Consider the following 16,717-nt stretch of genomic DNA (forward strand, 5'->3'; position numbering starts at 1 on the left):
CCCGGGGGCGGGCGGGGGGCCCCCCCCCCGGCCCCCCGCGCCACCGCCGCGCAGTCCCCGGCCGAGACCGTGGCGGCGGCCGCGGCGGCCGCGGCCACGGTGAGCACGGTGCCCTCCACCGGACGCGCCACCGCCGCCCGGGCCGACACGGCGGCCCGCTCCAGGGCGCGCCGCAGCAGTTCGGCAGCGTCCGGTCCGTCCGCCGTCCGGACCGCCGCCTCCTCCGCCGCGCCGATCTCCTCGGCCATGCCGCGCAGCAGCTGCGCCAGGATCGTCCCGGAGTTGCCGCGCGCGCCGATCAGCGCGCCGTGGGCCATGGCCCGTACGGCCTGGGCCGGGGTGGGCTCCCCGGCGCAGGCCGCCTCCACCGCCCGGGCGGCCGATTCCATGGTCAGGTAGAGGTTGGTGCCGGTGTCCGCGTCCGCCACCGGATAGACGTTGATCGCGTCGATCGTCTCGCGGGCCCGGCCCAGTGCGTCGAGCGCCCGGGCACACCAGTCGCGTACCGCGGCGGCGTCGAGCGGATGCGGCACGGGTGGCCTCCTCGGGAGCGGGCGGTGGCGGTGGCCGGTGGGCGACGGCCGAAGGCTAGTGCGGCGGCCCGGCCGGTGCGTCCCGGGGGCCGGGGAAAGCCGGGGAAAGCCGGGGAAAGCCGGGCCGGGCGGCCATGATGATTTCGTGGTCCGGACACGGTCGGGGTATGCTGCTCCGGTTGCCTGACCCCAGTCGGGCTCATCCCATTCCCTGGCGGTGCCGGTCATCCGTGATCCTGCCCGTGCCGGGATTTCACCGTAAGTGCATCTGAAGTCTTTGGAGTGACCCGTGGCTGCCAACTGCGACGTCTGCGGCAAGGGGCCGGGCTTCGGCAACAACATCTCGCACTCGCACCGCCGTACGTCCCGCCGTTGGAACCCCAACATCCAGCGGGTGCGTGCGATGGTCGGTCGGACGCCGAAGCGGCTCAACGTGTGCACCTCGTGCATCAAGGCCGGCAAGGTCTCGCGCTGAGCAGACGCCTGACCCGTCCCCGCCGCGGCGGGGACGGTCCGGTCCCGCGCTGACGCGACGCCGGCCGGCGCCCCGCCGGTTGCCCGCAGGCCGGTCCACCCAGGGTGGACCGGCTTTTCGGCATGTCCGGGCCCGGGACGCCGGCACCGGCGGCTCAGCCGTCCCGCACCGGGCGCCAGCCGTGGTCCACCGGTCCGATGCCCCCGCCCAGGGCGAACCCCGCGGCGATGGCGCCCGTGACGTACTCCTTGGCCGTACCGGCCGCCTCGGGGACGGAGCGGCCCTTGGCCAGTTCGGCGGCGACCGCGGCGGCGAGGGTGCAGCCCGTGCCGTGGGTGTGGCGGTTGTCGTGGCGCGGCGCTCGCAGCCAGTACTCGTCGGTGCCGTCGGTGAGCAGGTCCACGGCTTCCCCGTCCTTGAGATGGCCGCCCTTGATCAGCGCCCAGCGCGGTCCGTGGGCCAGTACCGCCGCCGCGGCGCGCGGCAGATCGGCCTCGGTCTCCGCCCGGACGCCGGTGAGCTGGGCGACCTCGTCGAGGTTGGGGGTGGCCACGGTGGCCTTCGGCAGCAGCACGGTGCGCACCGCGTGGAGGGCGTCGGCGGCCAGCAGCGGATCACCGTGCTTGGAGACGCCCACGGGGTCGACGACCACCGGTACCGGCAGACCGTCCAGCAGCGCGGCGACCGTCTCGACCAGCTCGGCGGTCGCCAGCATGCCGGTCTTGACCGCCTGCGTCCCGATGTCGTCCACGACACTGCGGAACTGCTGCCGCACGGCCTCGGCGGGGAGCTCCCAGGCGCCCTGGACGCCCAGGGAGTTCTGCGCGGTGACGGCGGTGAGCACGCTCATCCCGTGGGTGCCCAGCGCCAGCATGGTCTTCAGGTCGGCCTGGATGCCCGCCCCGCCGCCCGAGTCGGATCCGGCGACGGTGAGCACCCGCGGTGGTGGTGTACGCATGCCCGCAGCCTACGGCCGGCCCGCCCGGCCGCCCCTGTCCGGTCCGGGATCCGGCGCCGGCGCCCGGGGCCGGTGGCCCGCCCGCGCCTCAGTCCCCGAAGTGGTCCCAGCCGCTCGTCCCGGTCCAGGGGGCGCCGTCCACCGTCACCTGCGGCGCCGCGGAGGGATGGAGCACCTCGCCGATGCGGCGCCAGCGGGCGGGCAGTTTGGCGGCGGGCGGGAAGGTGGCGACGATCGCGTGGTCCTCTCCCCCGGTGAGCACCCACTGCAGCGGGTCGACGCCCACCGCCTGGCCGATGTCGGACATCTGGGCGGGGACGTCCAGCGCGGCCGAGCGCACGTCGATGCGGACCTTGCTGGCCTCGGCGATGTGCCCGAGGTCGGCGACGAGCCCGTCGCTGACGTCGGTCATCGCGGTCGCGCCCAGAGCGGCCGCCGCGGGACCCGCCTGGTACGGCGGCTCGGGGCGGCGGTGGGCCTCGACAAAGGCGCGCGGGGAGCGGAACCCGCGGGCCAGCACGGTGTGCCCGGCCGCCGACCAGCCCAGCCAGCCGGTCACCGCGACGACGTCACCGGGCCGGGCGCCGCCGCGGGTGACCGGCTCGCGGCCCTGCAGGTCCCCCAGCGCGGTGATCGCCACGGTGATGGTGTCACCGCGCACCAGATCGCCGCCGACCACGGCCGCGCCCGCCACCCGGCACTCGTCGTGCAGCCCGTCCATCAGCTCGGTGGGCCAGGTGGCCGGCAGTTCGGCGGGGACGACCAGACCGAGCAGCAGTGCGGTGGGCTCGGCTCCCATGGCCGCGATGTCGGCCAGGTTCTGCGCCGCCGCCTTGCGGCCGACGTCGTAGGCGGTGGACCAGTCGCGCCGGAAGTGCCGGCCCTCCAGCAGCAGGTCCGTGCTGGCCACGACACGCCGGTCGGGGGCGGCGACCACGGCCGCGTCGTCACCCGGGCCGATCCGTACGGCCGGGGTGGGGGTGATCCTCGCGGTGAGTTCCCGGATCAGTCCGAACTCCCCGAGCTCCCCCACGGTCCGGCCGGGGGTCCTGGGGGCGTCCGAGGAGGAGAATCGGGGGAGAGGGTGCCCACCGGGAGAGCTCAGCATCGTCGTGCCCCTTCGTCAGTGCGCTCGAACGGTACCGCCGCGGCCGGCCCGCCGGTCCACCGCCCCACGGGCCCGCCGCGCCCGTCCGCGGTGCGGGTCTCCCCGGTGGCATCGGCCACGCGGTACCGTGGCGTCCCTTCTTCCCCCATGATCCTCGTAGCCGCCCTGGAGGTTCCGTGGTACAGGCGTACATCCTGATCCAGACGGAGGTCGGCAAGGCGTCGACCGTCGCCGAGACGGTCGGCGGGATTCCGGGGGTGATCCAGGCCGAGGACGTGACCGGGCCCTACGACGTGATCGTGCGCGCGCGGGCCGACACCGTGGACGACCTGGGCCGTATGGTGGTGGCCCGGATCCAGCGGGTGGAGGGCATCACGCGGACCCTGACCTGCCCGGTCGTGCATCTGTAACCCCTCGTATGCTCGTCCGGTGAGCTTCTCGCCCCGCCGGTGTCTCCCGCTGTCCGCGGCGTCGGCCGCCAAGGTCAAGGCCAGGGCCGCCATCTCACTGAGCGCCGCGGCAGCCGCGTTCGTCACGGTGGCCGGCTGTACGTCCGCCGGGGACGCCCCCCGTCCGTCCGTGCCGACGCCCACCGGCCCGGCCGCGGCGGCCTGCCGCGCGCTGTACGACGCGCTGCCGGAACGGGTGGACGGGCAGCGGCGGGTCACGCTCACGCCCGGTACGCGGTACGCCGCCGTGTGGGGTGATCCCGCGATCGAGCTGGGCTGCGGGGTGCCGCGGCCCGAGGTGCTCACACCCGGCAGTGAACACTACAACCCGACCGCCGAGGCGGTGGAGGTCGACGGCGTCTCCTGGCTGCTGGAGAAACAGGACGGCGGCTACCGGTTCACCACCACGGGCCGTACGGCCTTCGTGCGGGTGACGGTGCCCGACGCGTACCGGCCCGAGGTCAACGCCCTGGTCGATCTCGCGGACGCGGTGCGGAGCGCGGTCCCCGAACAGCCGCTGTGACGGCGGCCGGCACCGACGGCGGCCGCCGTCGGTGCCGGCCCGCTCAGCGCAGTCCGGTCGAGCGGTTCAGCGCGGCCCGGATGAGCCGGTCGACCAGTTCGGAGTAGCCGACACCGCTCGCCTCCCACATGCGCGGGTACATGGAGATGGGGGTGAAGCCGGGCATCGTGTTGATCTCGTTGATGACGAACTCGCCGTCCTCCGTCAGGAAGAAGTCCGCGCGGACCAGTCCCTCGCAGGAGACCGCCTCGAAGGCGCGCACCGCCAGCGCCTGCACCCGGCCGGTCTGCTCGCCGGTCAGCGGGGCGGGCACGATGCCCTCGGCGGAGTCGATGTACTTGGCCTCGAAGTCGTAGAAGTCGTGAGCACCGGCCGGCGGGATCTCGGCGGGGAGGCTGGCGCGCGGCCCGTCCTCGAACTCCAGGACCCCGCACTCGATCTCACGGCCGCGCAGCAGCGACTCCACGATGACCTTGGGGTCGTGCCGGCGGGCCTCGGTGATCGCCTCGTCCAGTCCGGAGAGGTCGCCGACCTTGGTGATGCCCATGGAGGAACCGGCCCGGGCGGGCTTCACGAAGACCGGCCAGCCGTGCTCGTCCGCGAAGTCCGCGATCCGTCCGCGGACCGCCGCCTCGTCCCGTTCCCACTCGCGCGGCCGGATCACCGTGTACGGGCCGACGGGCAGGCCGAAGGAGGTGAAGACCCGCTTCATGTACTCCTTGTCCATGCCGACCGCCGAGGCGAGCACACCCGAGCCGACGTAGGGCACTCCGGCGAGTTCCAGCAGTCCCTGGAGCGTGCCGTCCTCGCCGTACGGGCCGTGCAGCACCGGGAAGACGACATCGACCTCGCCGAGTGCCTTGGGCACCGAGCCGGGCTCGGTGTAGACCACCTCCCGGCTGGCCGGCTCGACGGGCAGCAGGACCGATCCGGTGTCGGACTCGGCGAGCTGCTCCACGCTGGGCAGCTCGCGGCCGGAGATCGCCATCCGGTCGGGTTCGTCGGCGGTCAGTGCCCAGCGGCCGTCCGCGGTGATGCCGATGGGCAGGACGTCGTACGCGGTGCGGTCGATGGCCCGCAGGACGGCGCCCGCGGTGACCACGGAGATCGCGTGCTCCGAGCTGCGGCCGCCGAAGACGACGGCGACGCGCGGCCGCCGGGGGTTCTGGGGAGAGGACTGGCTGCTCATATCCGGCTGAGACTACCTAACGCGGTGGTGTCGGGGCGGTCAGCGGCGCTCGGGCTTGGCGCTGCGCGACATCAGTTCCTTCAGGGCGACCAGCGGCGGCTTGCCCTCGTGGACGATGCCGACGACGGTCTCGGTGATGGGCATGTCGACGCCGTGCCGCCGGGCCAGCGCCAGTACGGACTCGCAGGACTTGACGCCCTCGGCGGTCTGCCGGGTGACCGCGATGGTCTCCTGAAGGGTCATGCCCTTCCCGAGGTTGGTGCCGAAGGTGTGGTTGCGCGACAGCGGCGAGGAGCAGGTGGCGACCAGGTCGCCCAGGCCCGCCAGCCCGGCGAAGGTGTGCGCGTCGGCGCCCATGGCCAGTCCGAGCCGGGTGGTCTCGGCCAGACCCCGGGTGATCAGCGAGGCCTTGGCGTTGTCGCCCAGGCCCATGCCGTCGGCGATGCCGACGGCCAGCGCGATGACGTTCTTCACGGCTCCGCCCAGCTCGCAGCCGACGACGTCGGTGTTGGTGTACGGGCGGAAGTACGGGGTGTGGCAGGCGGTCTGCAGCCGCCGGGCCACCTCCTCGTCGCGGCAGGCGACGACACTGGCGGCCGGCTGCCGCTCGGCGATCTCCCGGGCGAGGTTGGGGCCGGACAGCACCGCGATCCGGTCCGGGCCGGCCCCGGCGACCTCCCCGATGACCTCGCTCATCCGCTTGGCGGTACCGAGTTCGACGCCTTTCATCAGGGAGACGAGGACGGTGTCGGGCGGCAGCAGCGGCGCCCACCGGGAGAGGTTGCCGCGCAGGGTCTGGGAGGGTACGGCCAGCACCGCGAACCGGGCGCCGTCGGCCGCCTCGGCGGGGTCGGTGGTGGCGCGGACGGTGTCGGGGAGGGTGACGTCCGGCAGGTAGTCGGGGTTGGTGCGCGTGGTGTTGACCGCCTCGGCCAGTTCCGCGCGGCGGCCCCACAGGGTCACCTCGCAGCCCGCGTCGGCGAGCACCATCGCGAAGGCGGTGCCCCAGGATCCGGTGCCGTAGACGGCGACTCGCGTCACGCGCTCTCTCCCTCGGCGACCGCGGGGCCGGCGGCCGTGTCGTTCCCGGCGGCGGTCTTCCCGCCGGTCGTGCCGGTGTTTCCCGCGGTGTTCCCCCCGCCCGTCCGCCCGGCGGCCCCGTGCCGGTCCCCGGCGAGCGCCGTGCGGCGGTCCCAGCGCCGGAGGGGCGCCGGTTCGCCGCGCAGTTCGGCCAGCTGTTCCGTGATGGCGTCCATGATGACGCCGGTGGCCTCGCCCAGCAGTTCCGCGGTGGGCTCCCGGCCGTGGAACCGCGACAGGTCGACGGGCGGTCCGGCCAGCACCCTGAGGGTCTTGCGGGGGAAGAGCCGGATCCGCTTCCGCCTGGCGTACGGCGGCACGGCCTCGTGGGCCCCCCACTGGGCGACGGGGACGACGGGCGCCTTGGTGAGCAGGGCGACACGGGCGGCACCGGTCTTGCCCTCCATCGGCCACAGGGCGGGGTCGCGGGTGAGGGTGCCCTCCGGGTAGAAGGCCACGCACTCGCCCTTGTTGATCGCCTCGACGGCGGCCCGGAAGGCGGCCGCGGCGTCGGCGGTGTCCCGGTAGACGGGGATCTGGCCGGTGCCGCGCATCACCCGGCCCACGAATCCGCCCCGGAAAAGGGACTCCTTGGCCAGGAACCGGGGGACGCGTCCGGTGTTGTACTGGAAGTGGGCGTAGGAGAGCGGGTCGAGATAGGAGTTGTGATTCACCGCGGTGATGAATCCCCCCTCGGCCGGAATATGCTCCATTCCACGCCAGTCCCGCTTGAACAGCACCACCAGGGGCGGTTTCACCAAAGCCGCGGCCAAGCGGTACCAGAAGCCGATTCTGCGGCGGGACACCCGGACACCATCTCCTCTTGCCTGCTGCGGCGCACGCGCCGCCGGGAACAACCGCACAAGTGTCGCCCCGGGCCGTCACCCTGTCGAGCACACCGTAACCCCGGCGGCGGCGGACGGCTCCGGCGGTGTTCGGGAAACGGAGGACGACGGGGAACGAGGAGCGGGGACGGAAGGCCGAGAGCACCGGGAACACCGAGGACACCGGGAACGGGGACCGATGACGGAGACGGAACGGTACGGCGGCGGCGGTGGGCCGGGGAACGTGCCCGGCTGGACGCTGCTCGTGCCCCTCAAGCCCCTGGCCCGGGCGAAGAGCAGGCTCGCCGCGGCGGCCGGTGACCGGTTGCGGCCCCGGCTGGCGCTGGCCTTCGCCCAGGACACGGTGGCCGCCGCGGTGGCCTGTCCGGCGGTGTCGGGTGTGGTGGTGGTCACCGACGACCCGCGGGCGGGGGCGGAACTGGCCCCGCTGGGAGCCCGGATCGTGCCGGACGTGCCGGGCGCGGGGCTGAACGCCGCGCTGGAGCACGGCGAGGCAGCCGTACGGGCGCGGTGCCCGGACGCCGCGCTGGCCGCGCTGAACGCGGACCTCCCCGCGCTGCGGCCGGACGAGCTGACCCGGGTGCTCGCCGCGGCGCGGGAGCATCCGCGGGCCTTCCTGGCCGACGCCGCCGGAGTCGGCACCACCGTGCTCACCGCGGTCGGCGGCACCGCGCTGGCACCGGCCTTCGGCGGCCCCTCGCGGGTACGTCATCTGCGGTCCGGCGCGGTGGAGATCGTCCTGCCCGGGGTGGAGAGCGTACGGCGGGACGTGGACACCGGCGCGGACCTGGCCGCGGCGCTGGTGCTGGGGGTGGGCCCGCACACCCTCAGAACGTCTGCAGTGTCACCAGCGTGATCCGCCGCTCCGCCGCCCCGTCACCGGTGCCGGTCCCGGCGGCCACCTCGATCCGCACCCGCTGGCCCGGGCGCAGCAGCCGCAGACCGCCCGCGTCGAAGGCGGCGGTGTCGAAGGGGAGGGGCGTGCCGTCGTCGAGGAGCACACTGCCGCTGCGGGTCTCGGGGTCGTAGGTGTACGCGGTGGCCTGCATGGCCACGAGCCTAGCCGTTCCGGACCCACCGGTCCGGGGTCCGGACGGGCCGCGGGCCGGGCTCTCCGGGAGCCCGGCCCGGCGCGGTCGGACGGGTACGCCTCACTTCCGGCGGGCGGCGGCCCGCTTGGCAGTGGTCTTGCGCGCCGGGTTCCGGCGGGCGGGGGCCTTCTTGGCGGTGGACTTCTTCGCCGGGGCCTTCTTGGCGGTGGACTTCTTCGCCGCCGCCTTCTTCGTGGTGGACTTCTTCGCCGCCGCCTTCTTCGTGGTGGCGGCGGTGGTGGTGGACTTCTTCACCGGGGCGGCCTTCTTGGCCGCGGCCCGCTTCGCCGGAGCCGCCTTCTTGGCGGCGGCCTTCTTGGCGGTCGCCTTGCGGGTGGCGGTGCCGCCCGAGAGGCTGCCCTTGGGCGCCTTCTTCACGGCCACGTCGTTCTTGGGGAGCTTCTTCGCCCCGCTGACCAGGTCCTTGAAGCCCTGACCGGCCCGGAAGCGGGGAACGGAGGTCTTCTTGACCCTGACGCGCTCGCCGGTCTGGGGATTGCGGGCGTAGCGAGCCGGCCGCTCCACCTTCTCGAAAGAGCCGAAGCCGGTGACCGAGACCCGGTCACCGGCGACGACCGCGCGGACGATCGCGTCCAGCACGATGTCGACCGCGTCGGCGGCCTGCTGGCGTCCGCCGAGCTTGTCGGCAATTGCTTCAACGAGCTGCGCCTTGTTCACGTCTTCCCCTTCGGAGGCATTGCCAGAACGAATCTGTCCAAGCTTTTTCGCACGCTAGGCTGATATTTACCGCAAATCAAACCAGAAACGGGCGAATCACCCTTGTGTCGCAACAGAATCGGCTGTCACACGCTTCCGTCCGCGCGCGGGTCTTCCCCGCGCCGGGAGGGCGCACCCGCGTCGAGATCCGCCACCAGACGCTCCAGACGCCGTGCCGCGCCTGCCGGATCGTGCCGGGCGGCGGCCGTGATGACGAGAAGCCGCCGGGCGAGTCCCACCCGTACGTCCTCGGGGACCCGCAGCGTGCGCACCGCGGTGTGCGCCTCCTTCAGCCGGGCGGCGACGAGCTGGTGGAGCGGCAGTTGACCGTCGCGTTCCATGCCTTGATTGTGCCATTGGGGGCGAGTTGTCGTGCCCGCGGACCCGGTTCACCGGTGGGGCGGCGGGTACGGGTGCCCCGACTCCGCGCCGCCACCGGCGACTTCGCGGCTCCGCCCGGGTCCGCGCACACGGGAGCGCCCCCGGCAGGGCTGCCGGGGGCGCTCCGGGGCGTCGCGGGACGGCCCGCCGGTGCCCGGCCGCGAGGCCGGGCACCGGGACCGGTCAGGCCGTGAGGGTCCGCGGCTTGTAGGCGGGCCGCTTCGCCTCGTACGCGGCGATGCCGTCCTCGTGCCGCAGCGTGATGCTGATGTCGTCCAGCCCTTCCAGCAGCCGCCAGCGGGCGTTCTCGTCCAGCTCGAAGGCGGCCTCCAGGCCGGGTGCGGTGACCTTGCGGCCGACGAGGTCCACGGTGATCTCGACCGCCGGGTCGGCCTCGGTCAGCTCCCACAGCGCGTCCACGCTCTCCTGCGGCAGGACGACCGTCAGCAGGCCGTTCTTGAGCGAGTTGCCGCGGAAGATGTCGGCGAAGCGGGCGGAGATCACCGCCTTGAAGCCGTAGTTCTGCAGCGCCCAGACGGCGTGTTCACGGGAGGAGCCGGTGCCGAAGTCCGGGCCGGCCACCAGCACGGTGGCGCCCTGCCGCTCGGGCCGGTTGAGCACGAACTCGGGGTCCTTGCGCCAGGCCTCGAACAGCCCGTCCTCGAAACCGTCGCGGGTGACCTTCTTCAGCCAGTGCGCGGGGATGATCTGGTCGGTGTCGACGTTGCTGCGGCGCAGCGGAACGGCCCGGCCGGTGTGTGTGGTGAAGGCTTCCATGGCGTGGTTCTCAGACTCCCGCGGGCTCGCGTACGTCGGACAGATCGGCGGGCGAGGCCAGATGGCCCAGCACCGCGGTGGCGGCGGCGACCTGCGGGGAGACCAGATGGGTGCGGCCGCCCTTGCCCTGCCTGCCCTCGAAGTTGCGGTTGGAGGTGGACGCGGCGCGCTCCCCCGGCTTGAGCTGGTCGGGGTTCATGCCCAGGCACATCGAACAGCCCGCGTGCCGCCATTCGGCGCCGGCGGCGGTGAACACCTTGTCCAGCCCCTCCTCCACGGCCTGCAGGGCGACCCGTACCGAGCCGGGCACGACCAGCATGCGTACCCCGTCGGCGACCTTCCGGCCCGCCAGGACGGCGGCGGCCGAGCGCAGGTCCTCGATGCGGCCGTTGGTGCAGGAGCCGACGAAGACGGTGTCCACCGCGATCTCGCGCAGCGGCTTCCCGGCCTCAAGGCCCATGTACTCCAGCGCCTTGACGGCGGCCAGCCTCTCGCTGGGGTCGGCGATGGACGCCGGGTCCGGCACCGTCTCGCTCAGCGGCGCGCCCTGGCCGGGGTTGGTGCCCCAGGTGACGAACGGCGCCAGTTCGGCGGCGTCGATGACGACCTCGTGGTCGAAGACCGCGTCGTCGTCGGTGCGCAGGGTCCGCCAGTACTCCACGGCGGCGTCCCAGTCGGCGCCCTCGGGCGCGTGGTCGCGGCCCTTGAGATACGCGAAGGTGGTCTCGTCCGGAGCGATCATCCCGGCCCGGGCGCCGGCCTCGATGGACATGTTGCAGATGGTCATCCGCGCCTCCATCGACAGCTTCTCGATGGCCGGGCCCCGGTACTCGATGACATAGCCCTGGCCGCCGCCGGTGCCGATCCGCGCGATGATCGCCAGGATCAGGTCCTTGGCGGTCACCCCCTCGGGCAGCTCGCCCTCGACCGTGATCGCCATGGTCCGGAAAGGTGCCATCGGCAGGGTCTGGGTGGCCAGGACGTGCTCGACCTGGCTGGTGCCGATGCCGAACGCCAGCGCGCCGAAGGCACCGTGCGTGGAGGTGTGGCTGTCGCCGCAGACCACCGTCATGCCCGGCTGGGTCAGCCCCAGCTGCGGTCCCACCACGTGGACGACACCCTGCTCGACGTCGCCCAGCGGGTGCAGCCGCACCCCGAACTCCGCGCAGTTCTTGCGCAGCGTCTCCAGCTGGGTGCGGGAGACGGGGTCGGCGATGGGCTTGTCGATGTCGAGGGTGGGGGTGTTGTGGTCCTCGGTGGCGATGGTGAGGTCGGTCCGCCGCACCCGGCGTCCGCTCTTGCGCAGCCCGTCGAACGCCTGCGGGCTGGTCACCTCGTGCAGCAGGTGCAGATCGATGTAGAGGAGGTCGGGCTCGCCTTCCGCGCGCCGGACGACGTGGTCGTCCCAGACCTTCTCCGCGAGTGTCCGTCCCATCGCTTTCCCTCCGGCCGGCAGCACCGCCGGCCACGTCTCGACGTCCATGCCGCCCTCTCCGGGTGAGCCGGGGTGGCGACTGTCACCCAAGCTTGGCGGCTGACGGGGAGAATTGAACTTGCGTTTCGTAATGTGAGACGCGAGTATCGTTGCATGGACAACTCTAGCGGCGTCGGCGTACTCGACAAAGCGGCTCTGGTCTTGAGCGCTCTGGAGTCCGGTCCGGCCACCCTCGCCGGACTGGTCGGAGCGACCGGGCTCGCGCGCCCCACGGCGCACCGGCTCGCGGTGGCGCTCGAACACCACCGCTTCGTGGCCCGTGACATGCAGGGCCGGTTCATCCTGGGCCCGCGGCTGGCCGAGCTCGCCGCCGCGGCGGGCGAGGACCGGCTGCTCGCCTCGGCCGGCCCGATCCTCACCCACCTGCGCGATGTGACCGGGGAGAGCGCCCAGCTCTACCGCCGTCAGGGAGACCTGCGCATCTGTGTGGCAGCGGCGGAGCGGCTGTCCGGACTGCGGGACACCGTGCCGGTCGGTTCCACGCTGCCGATGAAGGCGGGCTCGGCCGCCCAGATCCTGATGGCCTGGGAGGAGCCCGAGCGGCTGCACCGCGGTCTGCAGGGCGCCCGCTTCACGGCGACGGCCCTGTCGGGCGTACGGCGGCGCGGCTGGGCCCAGTCCATCGGCGAGCGCGAACCCGGTGTCGCCTCCGTCTCCGCCCCCGTACGCGGCCCCTCCAACCGCGTGGTGGCGGCCGTGTCGGTCTCCGGGCCGATCGAGCGCCTGACCCGCCACCCGGGCCGGATGCACGCCCAGGCGATCGTGGAGGCCGCCAACCGGCTGACCGAGGCGCTGCGCCGCGGCACCTGACCGGTCCCGGCCACCCGCCGCCCGGTCCGCACAGCGTCGTGCGGACCCCGGCGGACACCGCGGACGACGGCAGAACGCGGCAGCGGCAGCAGAACGCGGTAGGGGCCCTCCGCCTGAGCGGAGGGCCCCTACCGTCTTTCCCGTACCCCCGACCGGATTCGAACCGGCGCTACCGCCTTGAGAGGGCGGCGTGCTAGGCCGCTACACAACGGGGGCCCCAGCTTCGGTCCCGAGGGACCGAGTACCCCCGACCGGATTCGAACCGGCGCTACCGCCTTGAGAGGGCGGCGTGCTAGGCCGCTACACAACGGGGGCGTGGGATCTCGCTGGGAAGATCACGCTGGGGTACCAGGACTCGAACCTAGACTAAGTGAACCAGAATCACTCGTGCTGCCAATTACACCATACCCCACCAAAACTCAACCCCTTCACTGGGGTTTTGTCCGGGTGGCCGCTCTGCGAGGGCCTGGCTTTCCGCCCGCCCCGCTCGGCGACAGGAAGAACACTACCTGATCGTGGTCCGTGCTCCAAAACGAGTTCCCGCCGGGGAACCGCGGGGTGCCCAGCCGGCGAACGTACCGGCCGGGCACCCCTTCCCGGGCTTCCCCGGAACTCCCGGCCGGTACGGCGGCCGCGGCGCCGCGGGCCCGCCGCGGGACGCTCAGGCGTCCCCCGTGCGCACCGCCGACCTCTCCAGGGCGGCGTCCACCCGGGCCAGGGTGCGCTCGCGGCCCAGGACCTCCAGGGACTCGAAGAGCGGCAGGCCGACGGTGCGGCCGGTGACCGCCACCCGAACCGGGGCCTGTGCCTTGCCCAGCTTCAGGCCGTGCTCCTCCCCCGCCGCCAGGACGGCCTCCTTGAGCGCCTCGGCGTTCCAGGCGGCCTCGGCGAGTTTCGCGCGCGCGGTGCGCAGCAGGGCGTCCGCGCCCGGCTTCATCGCCTTGTTCCAGGACGCCTCGTCCCACACCGGCTCCGGCAGGAAGAGGAAGTCGACGTTGGCGGTGATCTCGGACAGGACGGTCAGCCGGGTCTGGGCCAGCGGAGCGAGTGCCTCGAAGGCCGCCCGGTCGAAGTCATCCGGCCGCCACGGGGCGTGCGGCGCGGTCAGCCAGGGCTCGCAGCGGGCGACGAAGTCCTTGGTGTCCAGCTCGCGGATGTGCGTGGCGTTGATCGCCTCGCACTTCTTGAGGTCGAAGCGCGCCGGGTTGGCGTTGACGCTCCCGATCTCGAAGGCGGCGACCATCTCGTCCAGCGAGAAGACGTCCCGGTCCTCGGCGATCGACCAGCCCAGCAGGGCCAGGTAGTTGAGCAGGCCCTCGGGGAGGAAGCCCCGCTCGCGGTAGAGGTTGAGCGAGGCCTGCGGGTCCCGTTTGGAGAGCTTCTTGTTGCCCTCCCCCATCACATACGGCAGGTGCCCGAACTCCGGGACCGTCCCGTCGCCCACCCCGATCTCGGCCAGTGCACGGTACAGGGCGATCTGCCGGGGAGTGGAGGAGAGCAGGTCCTCGCCGCGCAGCACGTGGGTGATCCGCATCAGCGCGTCGTCGACCGGGTTGACCAGCGTGTACAACGGAGCTCCGTTGGCCCGGACGATGCCGTAGTCGGGGACGTTCTCCGGGGCGAAGGTCAGCTCGCCGCGCACCAGGTCGGTGAAGGTGATCGGCTCGTCCGGCATCCGGAAGCGGACGATCGAGGGGCGCTCCTCGGCCCGGTACGCGGCGAGCTGCTCCCCGGTGAGGGTGCGGCACTTCCCGTCGTAGCCGGAGGGCCGGCCGGCCGCGCGGGCGGCCTCGCGGCGCTCCTCCAGTTCCTCGGCGGTGCAGTAGCAGCGGTAGGCGTGGCCTGCCTCCTCCAGCCGGCGCGCCACGTCGGCGTAGACCTCCATCCGCTGCGACTGGCGGTACGGGGCGTACGGGCCGCCCCCCGCGCCGGAGGCACCGTCGAACGGCTCCGGGCCCTCGTCCCAGGTCAGCCCCAGCCAGCGCATCGAGTCCAGCAGCTGCTCGTAGGACTCCTCGGAGTCGCGGGCGGCGTCGGTGTCCTCGATCCGGAAGACGAAGGTGCCGCCGTGGTGCCGGGCGAACGCCCAGTTGAACAGGGCGGTGCGGACCAGGCCCACATGCGGGTTGCCGGTCGGCGAGGGACAGAACCGTACGCGTACGTCAGATGCGCTAGCCACGCTTGATCACCTTGTTGGTGAGAGTGCCGATGCCTTCGATGGTGACGGCGACCTCGTCGCCGACGGTGAGGGGGCCGACCCCCGCCGGGGTGCCGGTGAGGACGACGTCGCCGGGGAGCAGTGTCATGGCCTCGGTGATGTGGACCACCAGGTCCTCGACGGAGCGCACCATCTGGCCGGTGCGGCCCAGCTGCCGCTGCTCCCCGTTGACGGTGCACATGATCGCCAGGTCCGCGGGGTCGACGTCGGTGACGATCCACGGCCCCAGCGGGCAGGAGCTGTCGAAGCCCTTGGCCCGGGCCCACTGGTCCTCGGCGCGCTGGACGTCGCGGGCGGTGACGTCGTTGGCGCAGGTGTAGCCCAGGATGACGTCCGCCACCCGTTCCCGGGGCACCTGGCTGCACATCCGGCCGATCACCACGGCGAGCTCGGCCTCGTGGTGCAGCTCGCGGGAGAAGGCCGGGTGGACGATGGGGTCGCCGGGGCCGACCACCGAGGTGGAGGGCTTGAAGAAGGTGACCGGGACATCGGGGACCTCGTTGCCCAGTTCCGCGGCGTGCTCGGCGTAGTTCCGGCCGACCGCCACCACCTTGTTGGGCAGTACGGGCGGCAGCAGCCGGACCTTGTCCACCGGGACGCGCCGACCCGAGCGCTCGAACTCGGCGAAGGGGTGGCCCTTGATGATGTCGAGGACGAGGTCGCCGCCGGCCTGGTCGTCCCCTTCCACGACTCCGAACGCGACGTTGCCGTCGACGGAGAATCTGGCGATGCGCACGGGTGGTGCTGCCCCTCGTTGCTCACGGGTGGGAGTTGACACTCAAGGGTAAGCCCCCGCACACCGGGAGTGCGGGGGGCCTTGCCGTGCGCGCCGGGGCGGAGGGCCACCGGTGCGGCCGTACGCGGGCGGGCCGTCCGAGGTCAGCGCAGCCGTGCCATGAGGGCGTGCTCGACCAGGGTGATCAGGGCGCTCTTGGCCTCCGCCCGCTGCCGGGCGTCGGTGGTGATGATCGGCGCGTCCGGACCGATCTGCAGCGCCTCGCGCACCTCGTCGGGGTTGTAGGGCTGGTGCCCGTCGAAGCCGTTGAGCGCGATCACGAACGGCAGACCCGAGTTCTCGAAGTAGTCCACCGCCGGGAAGCAGTCCGCCAGTCGCCTCGTGTCCACCAGCACCACCGCGCCGATCGCACCGCGCACCAGGTCGTCCCACATGAACCAGAACCGGTCCTGCCCGGGGGTGCCGAACAGGTACAGGATCAGGTCCTGGTCCAGCGTGATCCGGCCGAAGTCCATCGCCACCGTCGTGGTGGTCTTGTCCGCGGTGTGGGTCAGGTCGTCGATCCCCGCCGACGCGGCGGTCATCACGGCCTCGGTACGCAGCGGGTTGATCTCCGACACGGCGCCCACGAAGGTCGTCTTGCCCACGCCGAACCCGCCCGCCACCACGATCTTCGCGGAGGTGGTGGAGCGGGTTGCACCGCTAGAGCTTGCGAAGTCCACTGAGCACCCTTTCGAGCAGTGTCACATCTGGCTGGCCGCCGGCGGACTCGGTGCCGCCGGGCTGGTGGATGGCGACGAGTCCGGCCTCGGCCAGGTCGGCGACGAGGATACGGGCGACGCCCAGGGGAATGGAGAGAAGTGCCGAGATCTCCGCCACCGACTTGATCTCATAGCACAGTTGGCAGATCCGCTGGTGCTCGGGCAGCTGGCCCTGGAGCTGGGCGGAGCGTGCGGTGGTGTGCACCAGTGCCTCGATGGCGAGCTGGTACCGCGGTCGGGTACGGCCCCCGGTCATGGCGTACGGCCGCACCAGCGGCGCCGACTCGCCGCGGGCGGGCGGCGCGGCCGGAGCGCGGCGGGACCGCGGCGGCGGGGGTGGTGGCGGGGGCTGCTGTTCCGTTTGCCGTGGGTAACGCGGCGGTTGCGGAGGCTGCGGCGGGGGCTGCTGGGACGGAGGGGACGCCTGCCGCTGGTGACTCGGCGCCGAGGGGAAGTTGAATCGCTTCACAGAGGGGTCGTGCTGCGGCTGCTGAGAGTGGTACTCACCGCCATAAGGGCTGCCAGGGGGCGTTGCCACGTCTCCTCCTCCACTGCCGGACATCATGGGGCC

20 protein-coding genes and 3 tRNA genes are annotated in these 16,717 nt (G+C 72.9%); 5 read left to right on the forward strand and 18 right to left on the reverse strand.

Annotated features, from left to right (window positions below):
• A partial coding sequence (locus tag V1L54_RS04070) for a DAK2 domain-containing protein (RefSeq protein ID WP_330116460.1) occupies positions 1 to 533 on the reverse strand: 533 nt, incomplete at its 3' end.
• Positions 534 to 822: 289 nt separating this feature from the next.
• On the opposite strand from V1L54_RS04070, the gene rpmB reads away from it, so the two are divergent.
• Positions 823 to 1,008: a 50S ribosomal protein L28 gene (gene rpmB / locus V1L54_RS04075; protein WP_093662092.1), complete on the forward strand. Its 186-nt coding sequence runs from the start codon at positions 823 to 825 to the stop codon at positions 1,006 to 1,008.
• A 154-nt stretch (positions 1,009 to 1,162) separates the two neighbouring features.
• Here the strand turns inward: rpmB and thiD are convergent, their stop codons facing one another.
• Together thiD and V1L54_RS04085 are read right to left on the reverse strand one after the other, a co-directional pair.
• Positions 1,163 to 1,966 (reverse strand): bifunctional hydroxymethylpyrimidine kinase/phosphomethylpyrimidine kinase, encoded by an 804-nt coding sequence (thiD, locus tag V1L54_RS04080; RefSeq protein WP_330116461.1) that lies wholly within the window; start codon positions 1,964 to 1,966, stop codon positions 1,163 to 1,165.
• Between the two features lie 88 nt (positions 1,967 to 2,054).
• Positions 2,055 to 2,999 carry a thiamine-phosphate kinase gene (locus V1L54_RS04085; protein ID WP_330116462.1) on the reverse strand — a complete coding sequence of 315 codons (945 nt, stop codon included), beginning with the start codon at positions 2,997 to 2,999 and terminating at the stop codon, positions 2,055 to 2,057.
• 251 nt (positions 3,000 to 3,250) lie between these two features.
• On the opposite strand from V1L54_RS04085, the gene V1L54_RS04090 reads away from it, so the two are divergent.
• Positions 3,251 to 3,484: an Lrp/AsnC family transcriptional regulator gene (locus tag V1L54_RS04090; protein ID WP_330116463.1), complete on the forward strand. Its 234-nt coding sequence runs from the start codon at positions 3,251 to 3,253 to the stop codon at positions 3,482 to 3,484.
• Between the two features lie 19 nt (positions 3,485 to 3,503).
• Positions 3,504 to 4,046 (forward strand): DUF3515 domain-containing protein, encoded by a 543-nt coding sequence (locus V1L54_RS04095; RefSeq protein WP_443076471.1) that lies wholly within the window; start codon positions 3,504 to 3,506, stop codon positions 4,044 to 4,046.
• Positions 4,047 to 4,089: 43 nt separating this feature from the next.
• Here V1L54_RS04095 and V1L54_RS04100 read toward each other — a convergent pair whose 3' ends face one another.
• Genes V1L54_RS04100 through V1L54_RS04110 form a run of 3 tightly spaced genes read right to left on the reverse strand, consistent with a single transcriptional unit; the run spans position 4,090 to position 7,121 of the window.
• Positions 4,090 to 5,235, reverse strand: a complete 1,146-nt coding sequence (locus V1L54_RS04100) for a D-alanine--D-alanine ligase family protein (protein WP_330116464.1) — start codon at positions 5,233 to 5,235, stop codon at positions 4,090 to 4,092.
• A 39-nt stretch (positions 5,236 to 5,274) separates the two neighbouring features.
• The gene (locus tag V1L54_RS04105; protein WP_443076493.1) at positions 5,275 to 6,225 is read right to left on the reverse strand and encodes an NAD(P)H-dependent glycerol-3-phosphate dehydrogenase; all 951 of its coding nucleotides are present in this window, start codon (positions 6,223 to 6,225) and stop codon (positions 5,275 to 5,277) included.
• Positions 6,226 to 6,272: 47 nt separating this feature from the next.
• Positions 6,273 to 7,121 carry a lysophospholipid acyltransferase family protein gene (locus V1L54_RS04110; RefSeq protein ID WP_330116466.1) on the reverse strand — a complete coding sequence of 283 codons (849 nt, stop codon included), beginning with the start codon at positions 7,119 to 7,121 and terminating at the stop codon, positions 6,273 to 6,275.
• 217 nt (positions 7,122 to 7,338) lie between these two features.
• Between V1L54_RS04110 and cofC the strand changes: the two genes are divergently transcribed.
• Positions 7,339 to 8,016: a 2-phospho-L-lactate guanylyltransferase gene (gene cofC / locus V1L54_RS04115; protein WP_330116467.1), complete on the forward strand. Its 678-nt coding sequence runs from the start codon at positions 7,339 to 7,341 to the stop codon at positions 8,014 to 8,016.
• Here cofC and V1L54_RS04120 read toward each other — a convergent pair.
• The 5 genes from V1L54_RS04120 to leuC all read right to left on the reverse strand — a co-directional run bounded on the left by V1L54_RS04120 (position 7,988) and on the right by leuC (position 11,561).
• A complete protein-coding gene (locus V1L54_RS04120; protein WP_330116468.1) occupies positions 7,988 to 8,209 on the reverse strand; it encodes a hypothetical protein in 222 nt (73 codons plus the stop codon). The two genes, cofC and V1L54_RS04120, sit on opposite strands and share 29 nt — an antisense overlap.
• Before the next feature lie 102 nt (positions 8,210 to 8,311).
• The gene (locus tag V1L54_RS04125) at positions 8,312 to 8,929 is read right to left on the reverse strand and encodes an HU family DNA-binding protein (protein ID WP_330116469.1); all 618 of its coding nucleotides are present in this window, start codon (positions 8,927 to 8,929) and stop codon (positions 8,312 to 8,314) included.
• A gap of 125 nt (positions 8,930 to 9,054) precedes the next feature.
• A complete protein-coding gene (locus V1L54_RS04130) occupies positions 9,055 to 9,309 on the reverse strand; it encodes an SCO5555 family protein (protein WP_330116470.1) in 255 nt (84 codons plus the stop codon).
• A 223-nt stretch (positions 9,310 to 9,532) separates the two neighbouring features.
• On the reverse strand, positions 9,533 to 10,126 hold the full coding sequence (leuD, locus tag V1L54_RS04135; protein WP_330116471.1) for a 3-isopropylmalate dehydratase small subunit: 594 nt from the start codon (positions 10,124 to 10,126) through the stop codon (positions 9,533 to 9,535).
• Positions 10,127 to 10,136: 10 nt separating this feature from the next.
• A complete protein-coding gene (leuC, locus tag V1L54_RS04140) occupies positions 10,137 to 11,561 on the reverse strand; it encodes a 3-isopropylmalate dehydratase large subunit (RefSeq protein WP_330116726.1) in 1,425 nt (474 codons plus the stop codon).
• Between the two features lie 153 nt (positions 11,562 to 11,714).
• On the opposite strand from leuC, the gene ndgR reads away from it, so the two are divergent.
• A complete protein-coding gene (gene ndgR / locus V1L54_RS04145; RefSeq protein ID WP_330116472.1) occupies positions 11,715 to 12,431 on the forward strand; it encodes an IclR family transcriptional regulator NdgR in 717 nt (238 codons plus the stop codon).
• Positions 12,432 to 12,574: 143 nt separating this feature from the next.
• Here ndgR and V1L54_RS04150 read toward each other — a convergent pair.
• From V1L54_RS04150 to V1L54_RS04180, 7 genes are all read right to left on the reverse strand, one after another.
• A tRNA-Glu gene (locus V1L54_RS04150) sits at positions 12,575 to 12,647 on the reverse strand.
• A 26-nt stretch (positions 12,648 to 12,673) separates the two neighbouring features.
• Positions 12,674 to 12,746: transfer RNA gene (locus V1L54_RS04155), tRNA-Glu, on the reverse strand.
• A gap of 25 nt (positions 12,747 to 12,771) precedes the next feature.
• Positions 12,772 to 12,843 (reverse strand) — tRNA-Gln (locus V1L54_RS04160).
• Between the two features lie 249 nt (positions 12,844 to 13,092).
• Positions 13,093 to 14,610 carry a glutamate--tRNA ligase gene (gene gltX / locus V1L54_RS04165; protein ID WP_330116473.1) on the reverse strand — a complete coding sequence of 506 codons (1,518 nt, stop codon included), beginning with the start codon at positions 14,608 to 14,610 and terminating at the stop codon, positions 13,093 to 13,095.
• Positions 14,603 to 15,385, reverse strand: a complete 783-nt coding sequence (locus tag V1L54_RS04170; protein WP_330116474.1) for a fumarylacetoacetate hydrolase family protein — start codon at positions 15,383 to 15,385, stop codon at positions 14,603 to 14,605. The genes gltX and V1L54_RS04170 overlap by 8 nt, the downstream gene beginning before the upstream one ends.
• A gap of 143 nt (positions 15,386 to 15,528) precedes the next feature.
• Positions 15,529 to 16,107, reverse strand: coding sequence for a GTP-binding protein (locus V1L54_RS04175; protein ID WP_330116475.1), 579 nt, complete (start codon positions 16,105 to 16,107; stop codon positions 15,529 to 15,531).
• Complete coding sequence (locus V1L54_RS04180) at positions 16,088 to 16,684, reverse strand: DUF742 domain-containing protein (RefSeq protein WP_330116476.1); 597 nt, start codon at positions 16,682 to 16,684, stop codon at positions 16,088 to 16,090. Before V1L54_RS04180 ends, V1L54_RS04175 begins: the two co-directional genes overlap by 20 nt.
• Positions 16,685 to 16,717: the final 33 nt, after the last annotated feature.

This window comes from Streptomyces rubellus (genome assembly GCF_036323805.1).
In the GTDB taxonomy this organism is placed as follows: domain Bacteria; phylum Actinomycetota; class Actinomycetes; order Streptomycetales; family Streptomycetaceae; genus Streptomyces.

Bases quoted from the DNA above. Each gene is read 5' to 3' on its own strand.
- thiD (WP_330116461.1), bottom strand. From the start codon at position 1,966: ATGCGTACACCACCACCGCGGGTGCTCACCGTCGCCGGATCCGACTCG.
- V1L54_RS04100 (WP_330116464.1), bottom strand. From the start codon at position 5,235: ATGAGCAGCCAGTCCTCTCCCCAGAACCCCCGGCGGCCGCGCGTCGCC.
- V1L54_RS04105 (WP_443076493.1), bottom strand. From the start codon at position 6,225: ATGGTGCTCGCCGACGCGGGCTGCGAGGTGACCCTGTGGGGCCGCCGC.
- cofC (WP_330116467.1), top strand. From the start codon at position 7,339: ATGACGGAGACGGAACGGTACGGCGGCGGCGGTGGGCCGGGGAACGTG.
- V1L54_RS04120 (WP_330116468.1), bottom strand. From the start codon at position 8,209: ATGCAGGCCACCGCGTACACCTACGACCCCGAGACCCGCAGCGGCAGT.
- V1L54_RS04130 (WP_330116470.1), bottom strand. From the start codon at position 9,309: ATGGAACGCGACGGTCAACTGCCGCTCCACCAGCTCGTCGCCGCCCGG.
- leuD (WP_330116471.1), bottom strand. From the start codon at position 10,126: ATGGAAGCCTTCACCACACACACCGGCCGGGCCGTTCCGCTGCGCCGC.
- leuC (WP_330116726.1), bottom strand. From the start codon at position 11,561: ATGGGACGGACACTCGCGGAGAAGGTCTGGGACGACCACGTCGTCCGG.
- ndgR (WP_330116472.1), top strand. From the start codon at position 11,715: ATGGACAACTCTAGCGGCGTCGGCGTACTCGACAAAGCGGCTCTGGTC.